Annotated in this window: 10 protein-coding genes and 2 riboswitches; of the genes, 2 read left to right on the top strand and 8 right to left on the bottom strand. The window is 44.4% G+C overall.

Annotated features, from left to right (window positions below):
* Positions 1-65 precede the first annotated feature (65 nt).
* Positions 66-150: riboswitch (cyclic di-GMP riboswitch) on the bottom strand.
* Positions 151-384: 234 nt separating this feature from the next.
* Complete coding sequence (locus ACOJUR_RS15000; RefSeq protein WP_420950432.1) at positions 385-1,305, top strand: hypothetical protein; 921 nt, start codon at positions 385-387, stop codon at positions 1,303-1,305.
* Between the two features lie 61 nt (positions 1,306-1,366).
* Here the strand turns inward: ACOJUR_RS15000 and ACOJUR_RS15005 are convergent, their stop codons facing one another.
* From ACOJUR_RS15005 to ACOJUR_RS15015, 3 genes are all read right to left on the bottom strand, one after another.
* Positions 1,367-2,188 (bottom strand): carbohydrate ABC transporter permease, encoded by an 822-nt coding sequence (locus ACOJUR_RS15005; protein WP_420950563.1) that lies wholly within the window; start codon positions 2,186-2,188, stop codon positions 1,367-1,369.
* Positions 2,189-2,194: 6 nt separating this feature from the next.
* Positions 2,195-3,079 (bottom strand): carbohydrate ABC transporter permease, encoded by an 885-nt coding sequence (locus ACOJUR_RS15010; RefSeq protein WP_370541886.1) that lies wholly within the window; start codon positions 3,077-3,079, stop codon positions 2,195-2,197.
* Positions 3,080-3,280: 201 nt separating this feature from the next.
* Complete coding sequence (locus tag ACOJUR_RS15015) at positions 3,281-4,606, bottom strand: ABC transporter substrate-binding protein (protein WP_072873296.1); 1,326 nt, start codon at positions 4,604-4,606, stop codon at positions 3,281-3,283.
* A 359-nt stretch (positions 4,607-4,965) separates the two neighbouring features.
* Between ACOJUR_RS15015 and ACOJUR_RS15020 the strand changes: the two genes are divergently transcribed.
* Positions 4,966-6,192, top strand: coding sequence for an ROK family protein (locus ACOJUR_RS15020; RefSeq protein ID WP_420950433.1), 1,227 nt, complete (start codon positions 4,966-4,968; stop codon positions 6,190-6,192).
* Between the two features lie 8 nt (positions 6,193-6,200).
* Here ACOJUR_RS15020 and ACOJUR_RS15025 read toward each other — a convergent pair whose 3' ends face one another.
* From ACOJUR_RS15025 to ACOJUR_RS15045, 5 genes are all read right to left on the bottom strand, one after another.
* Positions 6,201-7,964 (bottom strand): ATP-binding protein, encoded by a 1,764-nt coding sequence (locus tag ACOJUR_RS15025; protein ID WP_420950434.1) that lies wholly within the window; start codon positions 7,962-7,964, stop codon positions 6,201-6,203.
* 297 nt (positions 7,965-8,261) lie between these two features.
* The gene (locus ACOJUR_RS15030; protein ID WP_072873293.1) at positions 8,262-8,456 is read right to left on the bottom strand and encodes a hypothetical protein; all 195 of its coding nucleotides are present in this window, start codon (positions 8,454-8,456) and stop codon (positions 8,262-8,264) included.
* A 51-nt stretch (positions 8,457-8,507) separates the two neighbouring features.
* Positions 8,508-9,851 carry an NRAMP family divalent metal transporter gene (locus tag ACOJUR_RS15035; RefSeq protein ID WP_072873292.1) on the bottom strand — a complete coding sequence of 448 codons (1,344 nt, stop codon included), beginning with the start codon at positions 9,849-9,851 and terminating at the stop codon, positions 8,508-8,510.
* 213 nt (positions 9,852-10,064) lie between these two features.
* Positions 10,065-10,229, bottom strand: a riboswitch (M-box (ykoK) riboswitch).
* Between the two features lie 165 nt (positions 10,230-10,394).
* Complete coding sequence (gene tal / locus ACOJUR_RS15040; RefSeq protein ID WP_420950435.1) at positions 10,395-11,483, bottom strand: transaldolase; 1,089 nt, start codon at positions 11,481-11,483, stop codon at positions 10,395-10,397.
* Positions 11,484-11,632: 149 nt separating this feature from the next.
* The gene (locus tag ACOJUR_RS15045; protein WP_420950436.1) at positions 11,633-13,234 is read right to left on the bottom strand and encodes a hypothetical protein; all 1,602 of its coding nucleotides are present in this window, start codon (positions 13,232-13,234) and stop codon (positions 11,633-11,635) included.
* Positions 13,235-13,318: the final 84 nt, after the last annotated feature.

Here is a 13,318-nt window from a genome sequence, read left to right on the forward strand (position 1 = left end):
CAGCCTTGGGTTTGGAGAAAAAAGAGCAATCTCCCCAGGGAAGATTGCTCTTTAACATCAGCAACCATGGCAGCCCGGCTATCATAGGTATTAACCCGTAGACCCGAAGCTTTGCGTCCCAGCATTTCTACTGGTTTGCCCTGAGCATCGTTGGTGGAATATGCGACTTGATGTCTATTATTTTATCAAACATACGAAAATTGTAAATAGGTGTCGAAGTTTTTTGTCTATTTTATTTTAAAGAGAACAGAAATGAGAATTTGTCCTGTTGGCCGAGTGTTGATTTTTTCAATGCTCTTTCAATATTTCTAACTTATAATCATTCCCATGGAACAGCCCTAACCCCCTTACAGCGATCCAATTGGATCGCTCTTTTTTTACCAGTTGCAGCAAATCGATAGGATAGGTATTCTGCTAGCAGAGCATGCTGCAGAGGTGAAAGACGTGCGCAGATACAGTCGCCCTACAGAAGAAAGAAAAACTTTACGGGAATGGGAACAAACCTACGGTCTGTGGATTTTGGATATGGATGGATTTGATCTCTCAGATCATGAACTGTTTCAAAGACGTATGACGAAAAGTGAATTCTTAGCTGGACTCGCCTATTGTACAGCGTTACGACGTTCAGATGCACATTCAAACACCGTGGAAGAATTACCGGAAGCCAACTCTGAGCGCCCCGTCGTCTATTCTGGATGGAAGCGCAAAGAGCGGATGTCCGGTGCGGAAAATGCATCTACAGTGGAAAAACCACGATTGGATATCCAGCCACCAGACACGGAGACAAACTTTTACAATCCACAAACACTGTCGCGTAAACGTCAAACGATTCGTTGGCGCTTACTTTGTGTTGTACCGCTCCCTTATCTGGCTATCTGGGGCGCTACACTCATCAAAGAAAAACTAGAACGCTATTTGCGAATCCGCTGGTATTGGTGGGCCTGTATACTTTTGCTCGATCTCGGTGTCATCTCTTTTGCGCCCATTGTTGCTGTCTTGATTGCTTTTCTTTATCCATGGTACCTTGTTGCAGCCGGTTTCGCCCGCCTGTTTGGCTGGTTGCGGGAGCACATACTTAACCTCTTCCACCAATCCAGTTTAACAGGCATGGGTCTCCATACTCCGCTTAATGCTCCCTTTCTCTCTAATATAACGGTGGATGGGAATCCAGCAAATCTTTATTTCCATTTTAGTACCGCTCTTGCCTCTTCTTTTGTTTGGGGTTCAATGTGGGTGAGTATTTCTGCATTATTAAACCTTTTACGTCGTTTATCTTCTTCAAAATCAAACCGCACCCGCTCATGAACCGAATGGCTCATTTGCTGGGCACGGCTAAATAGAAACATCTTCTGCATAATCTTTTTGATTAACCTTTAACCGATCCCGCCAGTAGTCCTCGAACAAAATATTTACCCAGGAAGATATAAACAATCAACGTTGGAATCGACGCAATCAAGGCACTGGCCATCTGCTCGTTAAATTGCACAGTTTGACTGCCCGCGATATTGACAAGGGCTACTGTCACAGGCTGATGAGGTGGATTGGTCACAGCCACGGCAAAGAGGAAGTTATTCCATACTTGTGTAAACTCCCAAATTCCCGCTACCACAAATCCAGAAATAGAAAGCGGCAAAATGATATGCCGATAGATCCCCCAATACCCTGTTCCGTCAATTTGCGCAGATTCAATAATATCCGTTGGAATCGAAGCGTAAAAATTACGGAATATGAGTGTACAAATAGGAATTCCATACACCACGTGAACCAAAATCAGGCCAGGAATCGTGTTGTACAGAGAAATCAAATCAAGTACTTTCAAGAGCGGAATCAATACGCTTTGATAAGGAATAAACATTCCAAACAATATGAGAAAGAACACCACATTGGCGCCTTTAAACTTCCATTTAGATAATGCGTAGCCATTAATGGAGCCAAATAGTGACGCCAAGATGGTGGCAGGAACGGCCAACATAAAGCTGTTACCAAAATTAGGGCCCAAAGCATGCCAAGCAGCACCAAGCGCCTGTAAACTCCATTGGTGTGGAAGCCACCACATTTGCGACAGACTGACTTCTGTATTGGTTTTAAAACTGGTGACCAAAACAACATATACGGGAATGAGGTAAAAACAGGCAATGAGCAGCAGCAATACGTAGAGCAGCCCGCGATTGATTCTTCGAATCGCCAACATGGTTTACTCCTCCTCCCGTAGAGTCGAAATGAGATAGGGAATGATAAAGAGAGCTATCAAAATTAACATGACAATGGAAATAACCGCACCTTGCGCAAACTGATCTCCCTGATAGGTCGTTTGAAACATATTCATACTTGGCATATCCGTGACAAAATCCTGTCCGGGACCTGTCATGGCATAAATCAAGCCAAACACCTTCAAGGATGCTGCAGTCAAAATAATAATGATGGTTGTTGTCGTGGCCTTCAATTGCGGGAGAATGACTGACCAAAAAGTTCTCCAGGCATTAGCACCGTCAATTTTTGCCGCCTCTTTTAATTCATCAGGTATACCGCGTAATCCAGCAAGATATACGGCCATTGCAAAGCCTGACATCTGCCAAACGGATGCTATCAGCACAGCCAAAAGAGCAATAGGAATACCAATTTGAATTTGTCCACCCGGAATACCTGGAACTATTCGAGTACTCAGAAACCATTGGGGCACATGTTTAAACCCAAAAGCTTTTAATATCAAGTTCACGCCAGTGTCTGGATTCAGCAGCCAAGACCAAACAACACCCGTGGCAACTGCAGAAATCGCCATGGGAAAGAGATAGAGACTGCGGAAAAAAGACTCCGCTTTAATGCGCTGATCAATTAATAATGCCAGACACAAGCCTACAATCAGACAGATGAGAATGAATAGAACGGTAAAAACAACCATATTCCGAATATCTGATTGAAAACGAAACGTTTGAAAGACTATCTGATAATTCTTTAAACCTACTGAAAGAAAATTGGGAATGATGCTGTTCCAAGCGGTTGTTGAAACCCAACCCGTCCAGCCAATAAAACCATACACAAAAATGAGTAAGAGAATCATGGACGGAATCAACGTGATCATAGACCAAATTTTCCCTGACGAGAGCCGTTTTCTCCGACGTTCAGGTCCTGTTTTGGCTAATTGCACATCCACCACTTGACTCAAGCGCTCTCACCTGCCAATCTCACATATTCTTAGCGGACTTATACCGCTGCAAAAAGGTTCCCCGCCTGGCTTTTGCACAGACGGGGCAGCCTTCTTCTTTTTTAGCATCCTAGCAGTTTAGCTCAAAGGATTGGTTTGAGCCGCATTCTCAATAGATTGAATAAACTGCTTGGTATTGTGGTTTGTAACAAAAATGGCCATAGCATTCTCAAAGGCTGTAGTAAAGCCTGGGTTTACAGCACCCTGACCAATACAAAGTGTGAGCTGGTCTTTTTGATACGACTTCATGGCCGCTTGAGAGTACGCATCGTAATCACTTGGATTTGCATCAAGACGAGGCGAGAAAGTACCTTTCAATGGATTGAAAACTTTTTGCCCCTCGGCCGATCCAAGGACTTTCAAGAAATTCAGAGCCACTGCTTTTTGTGAAGCGCTGAGTTTGGAAGGCAGAGCAAAGACGTCGGAAACTACTGAGAACACTCCTTGAGTACCAGGTGTCGGCGCCCAACCAAAGTCTTTGCCCGGTGTCAGGTTCAACGTGGTCTTAAAGTAACCTTGTGCCCAGTCACCCATTACGTTCATAGCCGCTTGACCATTCGCCACCAATTGATCAGCCTGCTGCCAGTGCAAGGCAGAAGCATCGGAATTGGTATATTGCATCATTTTGGTGAAGGTATTCGCAGCCTGCACAACACCAGGACTGTTCCAAGACATTTGACCATGCAATAATTTGTTGTAATCCGTATATCCAACCGTACCTAACAATACGTCGCTAAAGAGAAGCGTCGTTTCCCAGTTTCCATGATTGGCCAAAGCAAGCGGAGTAATACCATGCGCTTTTAATACTTTAGCGTCTTGGAAAAACTGACTAAAGGTAGTTGGTGGTGTCAGATTGTATTTCTTGAAAATGGACGGATTGTACCAAAGCACATTGGCTCTCTGCATATCTACAGGCACAGCGTAAATATTCCCATTAAAGGTAATCAAATTGAGTAATGATTTCGGATACTTATTCAACCATCCTTGACTTTGGTAAAGGTTGTTTAAGGAATCCAAGTCTCCAGCTTGTACCCAAGAATACAAAGATCCATTACCGGCGTGCACTTGGAAGGTTCCTGGAGGATTGTTGTTTGTCATGCGGCTAGCCAAAACGGCATGCGCATTTGAACCTGCTCCACCCGCCACTGCTTCATTGATAACTTGGACGTGAGGATATTTTTCATTAAAAACATGAATCAAAGCTTTCAACGCTTTAGATGATGCAACACCTGTCCACCAAGAGAAAATCTCCAATTTGCCAGTTGTTCCAGCATTTCCTGTTGGTACCGGAGCACTGGAGCTTGGTGTAGAATTCGTCGTATTGGCAGTTCCACAACCAGAAACGAGCGCAGTCAATGTCAAAACTCCTACTGCCGCGACACCTATTTTTCTAAATTTTTTCACGTATGACCCCTCCTATTGGCGTGTTCATTCACGATTCTGCATGCTATCGAATCAGCAAGCAGAAACGCGCGCCTTATGGAACGAAAAGATTTAAAGTAAAGATTGACCTGGAGAACGCTTACAGGAGAAACTTTCTTTCGATTTCATTGGTTGTCAAATTGGGCGAAAAAATAGGACCATGGTTGCTCGATTCAACGAAACCTCAAGTAAAGATGAGTAAAAAAGGTCTCCAATCTTATGAAAGCGTCCTCTTTTTCTGAACTTGGTTTGTATGATAAACTATCTTCAATCTTATTTCAACGAAATTTCAATTCGTTTTCGAAAATTTTTTCGCTATTTTAGGTTGGGAGTGAGAAACCTTGACCACCTCCATCGACAGCGCCATGATGCGACGTTTCAATAAAACAGCTGTCTTTCGAACCATCTACCAAAATGCCCCTATCTCTCGAGTGGATATTGCCAATTTACTTGAAATGAATAAAGCAACCATCTCTTCCATTGTTGACGAACTCATTGCGGAAGAGTTTGTTATCGAGATTGGTTATGGTGAATCACGCGGCGGCCGCAAACCCATGTTGCTCTCCCTGAACGAAAACGCCGGCTACTGCATTGGTATCGATGTACAGATTACTCATGTGACTGTTGCCCTCTGCAACCTGAGCGGCAAAATCATAGAACAACATCACGAACCCATCTATCTGTCTGATGGAATGAGTGTTCAGGAAGCACTGTTGCAGAGTCTTATTGCTGCTTCAAAAAAGGTGATTTCTAAAGCACCAACGAGTAAATACGGCGTCATTGGAGCAGGTGTGGCCATCCCTGGCATGGTCAATTCACAAACCGGATATCTGCATTATTTGCCGAACCTTGAAATTCATGAGTGGAACTTCTTAGAAAGCTTGCGCGCAAATCTAAAAATCCCTATTTTTATTGACAACGACGCGAATTGTGGCGCATTAGCTGTACAACAAACCTGCCATCTGAACCATCTGGTCTTTGTCAACGTAGGCATGGGAACAGGTGTGGGTATTATCACCAATGGCAATCTGATTCATGGATACGATGGAATTGCAGGAGAATTTGGACACACAACCATTGCTGCAATGGGGCTGAAATGTTCTTGCGGCTCATATGGATGTTGGGAACAATACGCTTCCGAACGGGCACTTCTTCGTTACCTTCAGGAGGTTGGGGCTTATAATCTCCCCTCATTCCCAAGTGCGCATTTTATTGAGGAGTGTGTTCTACGCGCTGATATGGGCGATGCTCTCTATATTCGCGCCTTCCAAACTCTTGGTCAACATATTGGCATTGGGCTTGCTAATGTATTAAATGGATTGAATCCGCAAATTGCCATGATTGGTGGACCGATTGTGTTAGCAGGAAACTATATCTTGCCCGATATTGAACGCACAGTCGCCAATCGCGCTGTTTCCCTCAATCGCCGTGTCAAAGTACACATTGCCTCACCTGAGACGGTTGTACATGGCGCTGCCCAGCTTGTACTTCGTTCTCTGCTGCTGGTGGATATAGAAAGTTTAAAAGAGAGCGGCGAATTTCCAACCCCGCTTACTTTGCCGCATTAAATCACAGTCTAAGAATTGATGCCATTTGAACCCTGAGGTTTGGGCAGAGGATAGGTGTATCTTGGCAATCGAATGGTTACTTGGGTACCGTGACCTGGTTTACTTTCAATAACCAACTCCCCTTGATGCTCAGATACTAATTTATTGGCAATCATTAAACCAATTCCTATCCCTCGCTCGGAAGTGCCGTAAAAAGGTTCTCCCAGGTGGCGAACACGTTCTATGGACATGCCAACTCCAGTGTCAATAATTTGCCAAACGACTTTATTTTCTCTTATTTCAAGTAAAATGGTTAATCTCCCACCCTGACCCATAGCTTCAAGCGCATTTTGCCAAATACAAGCAAACGCTCTGCCCAAAGCGTGCGGATGGCCTAAAATCCACACATCTTCTTCCACCACTCGTTCATCCACATAAACACTCTGTTGCTGCGCTTTACTCCGTACTTCTTCCATCCATATGTACAACCATTCGCGCAAATTGAAGTAAATAGCAGTCGATGCGGAAAGAGAATGCGCTAGTTGCAAATAGTCGTTAATCACCTGTTCTATATTGGTCAGTTCACTATACATCATTTGCCAATATTTTGGATGATCTTTATATAAATCACGTGAAAGTTGCAAAAAACCTTTAATTGAAGTAACTGGATTACGAATTTCATGAGCGACACCCGCAGCCATTTGACTGACCACTGCCAACCGATCCGCCTTAGCCACTTTCTCTCGCCACTGCTCTCGTTCTGTCACGTTATTAACCACGAGTACCACACCAAGCAAACGCTCCTGCTCATTCATGACGGGAGATATATCGAGATCGAACGCAATAAAATGATTTGCGCGATGCTCATGAAATGTAAACTGTTGTGATTTTTCTGTTTCCAGAGCCTTTTGATAACCTTTCACAATTTTTGACATGTTATCTTCGGAAAGAAATTTCCAAGCAACCGCTTCCAGTGACTGCCCACAAAAATCACCCCATTTTTCAATTAAATTGCCAGAGCAATATCGAATGATTTGCGATTTATCCACAAACACGATGTATCGATTGATATTCTCCGCAACCAGCCGATAATGAAAATGGAGCTCCTGCTGCTTTTCGCGCAATTCATTGAAATGATAAATCAGCATGGAGAAGCTGATATAAGGAAGCGCAATCCAGAACAGGTCGTTGCGAATATTTGTATCATTGGTGGTTACCACGATTAACGAGCGCCAAAGTCCTATAACGGCAGCCAGAAGCGGCCAGAGCCAATAGGATTGACGCAACAAAACATATCGCCATCCACCATAAAAGAACTTTTTGGGATTGCGAATCACAACTTGTCTTGTATCTATAAGCCACTGAATAAATTCAAACAGAAATACTGATGAAACCGCCAGTGCCAATGGCGGCCAGCCCTCAGCAAGGTTCATAAATCCATCTGTAATCAGGTAGCCTACAGCAAAAGAAAAATAGCGCCGGACAGATTGGGCAAAATTTATACGAATAGATAGTTCACGTGATACAATCCAATTGGAAGAAAGCAGAGTACCCACCAATAAAGCAAGACTAAGCCAAAGCGGTGCACTGCGAAAGATTAATAAATTTGCCACCAATGTGCCTGGAAAAATGATTAGCCTGCCTATTTTAACTGGAAATAAAATGAAAACCTGCGCCAACACAAACAAAAATAACAGAATCAACAAATGGTTATGATTCGTTTGTAAAAATGTGAAAGTATATAACACTCCGGTCAAAAACAATCCTGCCCAAAATCTTGTCCGCCATTTCAAGAGTGTAGTCTTCCTTTTATCTGCAATATTCACTTACAATGAGGTGTTTGGGTGAACATACCCATGAATTGACAACTAAAATAAACGTGTAGTATGTTCATGAAATGAAAATGTACGGGGTAGATCTAGTGTATCATATGACCCGGGAAAATGTTCATATAGAAGAAAAATAATTTGTCCCTGTATTTGATTAGGAAAACACCGACAGATAATTACGACCTGAGATTCCAGAGCGTTTAACTGTCGGTGCCTTTGAATTTCACATCATCTTTACATCGAGAACCGTCTATATCCATCTCACAAAGTCCCCCTGGCAAAACCTATGATGACCAGAACAACCATAGCCAGAATGTAGATCCGCAATCCCCAGAACACCACATTGACCCAACCCTTTACTTTGGCTCTTTGTAAAGGTGCATGAACGGGAATGGGTGTCACCTTGTTGAGTTCTACCAAAACATCATTTTTTTCTGCCGATCCGTTGTTCAACATGTGGTTCAACCTCCCTGTCTATCGAAATGAACTCACTCATTGTTTCTCTCGTCACGAGAAGAGATTGGGGAATATAACCGTCAAACCATACAGACCATTCAGCACTACGAGCAGGCCAATAATGACGAATCCGGAAATATTTTGCCATTTTTGATTGACATATTCCCCCATAACCTCTTTGTCATTCAGAAGCAAGAGCAAGAAGAGCAATGCGGCAGGCATAAAGATGGACGCAATTACCTGCACCAGCATATTCAAGAAACCAAGTGGAGCATGCGGAATCATGACAATAGCAGCCGCCAAAACCGCACTAAGAATTCCCGGCAAATAAAACTTCCAGGCTTTCAGAGCTGGCATGTTGATGCTCTTTGGCCAATGGAACGCTTCCCCCATAGCCCAAGATGTACTGGCCGTCAAGGCAATGGCCGCTATCGTACCCGCTTCAACCAATCCTAGAGCAAACAATTTCTCTCCAGTGGGCCCTAAGCGACGTCCAATAATATCCATAATTTGCGAGATATTGAGATTGGCGTTACCCGTACCATGAACAAGCGAACCCGTCAAAACGATGATAGCCAGTGCTACAAGAACCATAGCCAGCGTACCAATGCCTGTATCCAGACGTCCGTGTTTAATATCTTTCACCGTCAAACCTTTATCTACCACCGAGGATTGCTGAAAGAAGAGCATCCACGGAGCAATGGTTGTTCCAAAGTTAGCCAATACAATGAACAAGAACATGGCTGTAAATCCGCCAGGAATGTTCCAGTTGGCAAAAGATGCCGCCACCACCGACCAATGAGGTTTAGCCATCAGCACAAGCGGGATAAAAATCAAGTTACCTGCCGCAATCCAGAGTGAGATGCGCTCCCAAGTGTAGTAGCGCAGAACCAGCAGGACAAAAACGTCCAAAGCAATCGCCAGAACATCGCTGATCCAAGTGGGTACTCCAAATACACCCATGCCAATTTTAATGCCAATGAACTCAGTAACCAGGGTCAAGACATTCGCGATAACGAGATCGACCAGTGAAAACCAGCCCCAAAAGGAACCATATCGACCCCATATCATTTCGGCATGACCGCGATGGGTAACAGCACCAAGACGAACGGTCATTTCCTGTACGACATAAGCAATAAAGCCAGCAATAATCAGCGATGGGATAAAGAAACCTATACCGTAAGTCGCGCCAGTCTGCGCATAGGTGATGACGCCGCCTGCGTCATTATCAGCAATCATGGTCAAAACGCCAGGGCCTATCAAAACGAGAAGCAACATGATTTTGGCCCAAATTCCACGCTTAGCATGGAGGGAGGCAACACGTTGCATATCCTGCTGGCGAATTTTCCAATCCAGTTGTGCGTCTGTTTCAATATAGTTTAGATTTTTTGCCATTGGACTCACCTCGGAATTCGGGATAGGAGGACAGTCTCCCCCTGTAAAGAAAACTCATGCAAAACGACAATGAAAAAATTTGACTAGTTCGACTAGGGGAACTATCCATACCTACCACCTCCTTCCTTGTTTTGAGCCCGACACTACGAAACCCCCTAAGACCACAGTCCTAGGGGGTTATGTGAACGCGCAAATATAACACGCGTCTACATTCATTATCCCCCTGGTTGAGCTTTGGCACTATACGACTTAGGGATTCCCCCAGCCACATTAAGTAAAGCCTTAAGCCGGCAGTACCTGTTCAACCCATTGGCGTGTTTCCACGTTTCCGGGCAGTGGCATCTTTTCGTATAGAAGCCTCGCCTAACGAGGACTTCACTTGCATTCAGTTTTTATGTTGCCATGATATGAACAGAATTATCAAAGGTGACTGGACACAAGACCATTTATTCTTCATAGTCAATGACACGCTTATTATGCGCAGTCCACACAAGTTTGTCAATGCTTAGAAAGCGCTTTTATCAGAAATTACCTCATTTTATTTTATTTTTTCGCTTCGTCAATTCGCTTCTGCAACGCGTCCCAAAGTGTGGTAAACGACTTGCTAAAACTATCCAATCCTTCTCTCAGTAAAACCTTGCCAACTTCCTCTAAATCCAGTCCAATTGCGCGCAAATCATGGACCGTTTTCTCTGCGTTAGACACATCCGCATCAACAGTGCGCGAAAATTGTTCTGCTTTGAGAATATGCTCAAGTGTCACTGGAGGGACTGTGTTGACAGTTTGCGGGCCTACCAACGTCTCCACATAAAGTAATGGTGAATAACTAGGGTTTTTTGTGCTGGTAGACGCCCACAGCGGACGTTGGGGTTGGGCTCCTGCATCAGAAAGTTTTTTCCATCTATCACTCTGACTAACTTTCATAAAGTGCTGATACGCAAGTTGAGCGTTGGCCACCGCAGCTTTGCCCTGCAGCTCCTGGTTACCTTTTTCCTGCAACTGATGGTCTACATGCGTGTCTACTCGACTGACGAAGAAACTGGCTACAGAAGCCACATGCAGAGACTGCCCTGCTTGATGGCGAGCTTCCAAACCGCGAATATACGCTTCGAGCACTTGAGCGTATTGATGCAAGCCAAAAATTAACGTTACGTTAACGTTAACACCTTCTCGAATCAATTCTTGAACCGCTCCGATGCCCGCGTCAGTTGCCGGAACTTTAATCATCAAATTGGGTTGTTGCAAAGCTCGCCAGAGACGTAATGCTTCTTTTACAGTACCCTCTTGGTCTTGAGCCAGACGGGGTGAAACTTCCAGACTAACGTATCCATCTTCGCCTTTGGACTCATCATACACAGGACGCAATAATTTGGCCACAGCCAGAATATCGTGAAAGACAAGATCATCATACAATTCATCGAGTGTAAAATTTTTGCGAACCGCTTCGGCAATCGCTTCATCATAATGGTGTCCGCCCAGAATCGCCTTTTCAAAAATGGTTGGGTTGGAGGTGACTCCACGCACTCCTTGACTAATCAGTTTAGCCATTTCACCCGATTCAATCAGACCGCGTTCTACATTGTCATACCATATACTCTGACCAAGTTGATGCAATTGTTGCAGTGCGTTCATTCTCCACCACTCTCCTGCCAACAGTATCCTATTGTCTTTCTTCCCTTATCATACCGCCGAATTCATTGGACTACCAAACAAATGAAAGGAAGTTTTCAATCATCCATAGTAGAATACCCCAAAATCCACCGCTTACTTCCATGGGCTCATTAGACATCCTTGATAGCAGCTCGCCGCACGTAACGCAAAATGAAATATAACATGCAGGCCACAAAGAGAATCATGAGAAATAAAATCATCAGGGAATGAAGCGGATGGCGTTCTGGCTGAATCCAACTTTGCAGTACAGGAATACTCATGATGATTTGCGTAGTAATCGTAATCGGCAGAAAAACGAGTGTGATGAGGCCAAACAATTGAGATGAGCGCATATCACGGCGCATCATCTTGTCGCGCAAAGCCGCATCACGGGAACGATAGAGTTCGGCCAGATAATTATCAATGTCGTGAACCTCTTGTTTAAGATCGAGAAACATTTCGGTAACATGAAAGATGGACTGCCAACGTCGATAAATCGTATTTCTTTCTTCACTGACGGAGGCTTGACGAAAATAACACCGAGACGAGAAATCGTAAATCTGCTCACGAATTTTGCGAGCTCGTTCGCCGCGCCTCGGTGAAACTGCCAGATTCGCCATCTCTGAAGCATAGCGCAATATGGAGAGACGCTGATGAAAGGGAACCAGCATCATATAAAAATAGTTTGTGCGAAACGACTCCATAGCTCGCGGCCGCTCACCTTGGTAATGGGCCAGTCCATTATCGTAGGCAAGCACAAAACCGCCATCTAAAGATTGAGAATGAATCACATTGTGGTAAGGCATATAATTATGCCCTTCTTCATCCACGTGCAATTGCGAAAAACGACTGATATGATTGGGCGTAAACGTCTTGCGAAGAATCGTCAAATGGCTTTCCGCGAAGTGAAAAAACTGTTCGTCCAGCCGTTCAATCGGCTCTGAAGCGCGCGTTGGGTGAAGAAGCAGTGCACCGTAAATCGGCAAAAAACGATCGATCATTGGGGTGATGGAAAGATGGTCGTCTTCCCGAAATGGCAATAATAGTAATTCATCCAGCAAAGATTTCAGTGTGTAAGACTTATGTAAATCGCACCAATCCGCATATTCGTTATCTAGAAAAAGTTTCGATTCTCTGTCCATCTCTTCTTCCTGAAACACACTACCCACCACGCGAAAGGGAACACCATTCGTAATAGAAGCCAATTGGGCATTGGTTTGTTCCACTTGTTCGATGGTGAGAGGCGCTTTAGGACATGGGCCACCTTCAGCAAGCGGTTCAATTTCAATGGAGATAAAGCCTACACCGTTATAGAATATATCCATCTCAATGGAAGCGATGCGAAATGCGCAAGCCAAGGAGGGCTGTTGAAAAGCAAACACCAATCGTGGACTGATGCAAGCGTCATTCATTCGAAAACGCCTGTGGTTATCTGGTAATTTTAGATACTGTTTGACGTAGGGGAGCATGTTGTCTAATTCTGCAAGGTCGTACTCGTGTTCTACCCACACTCGGCGCACCCATTGTGATTCCACAAAATAGTCACTCACTTTGGGATGTGCCGAATCCGCGTAGCCTGCAATATCCACATCAAAAAGAAAGGGGAAAAGGAATTTGGTCCAAGCGCTTCCAATCTTCCATGTCTCATGGCCGTTGCCGTAATTCCCGTCGCTGGTTTGGCTCACTAGATTCCGCTCATCCGGATGAGACCAACGGTCACTCTCACCTTTCATATCCATCCGACTCCTACATATCTATTTCCTTTTTCGTCACCTTACACAGAATGCGCTCGCGGCGCAAGTGCCAAGGCAATGAGC

The sequence above is a fragment of the Alicyclobacillus tolerans genome (genome assembly GCF_048984885.1).
GTDB lineage: Bacteria > Bacillota > Bacilli > Alicyclobacillales > Alicyclobacillaceae > Alicyclobacillus_I > Alicyclobacillus_I tolerans.

What these genes read in the sequence shown, in the direction of transcription:
- ACOJUR_RS15010 (WP_370541886.1), bottom strand. Translation starts at nt 3,079, where the DNA reads ATGATCACGTTGATTCCGTCCATGATTCTCTTACTCATTTTTGTGTAT.
- ACOJUR_RS15030 (WP_072873293.1), bottom strand. Translation starts at nt 8,456, where the DNA reads ATGTTGAACAACGGATCGGCAGAAAAAAATGATGTTTTGGTAGAACTC.
- ACOJUR_RS15035 (WP_072873292.1), bottom strand. Translation starts at nt 9,851, where the DNA reads ATGGCAAAAAATCTAAACTATATTGAAACAGACGCACAACTGGATTGG.
- tal (WP_420950435.1), bottom strand. Translation starts at nt 11,483, where the DNA reads ATGAACGCACTGCAACAATTGCATCAACTTGGTCAGAGTATATGGTAT.
- ACOJUR_RS15045 (WP_420950436.1), bottom strand. Translation starts at nt 13,234, where the DNA reads ATGAAAGGTGAGAGTGACCGTTGGTCTCATCCGGATGAGCGGAATCTA.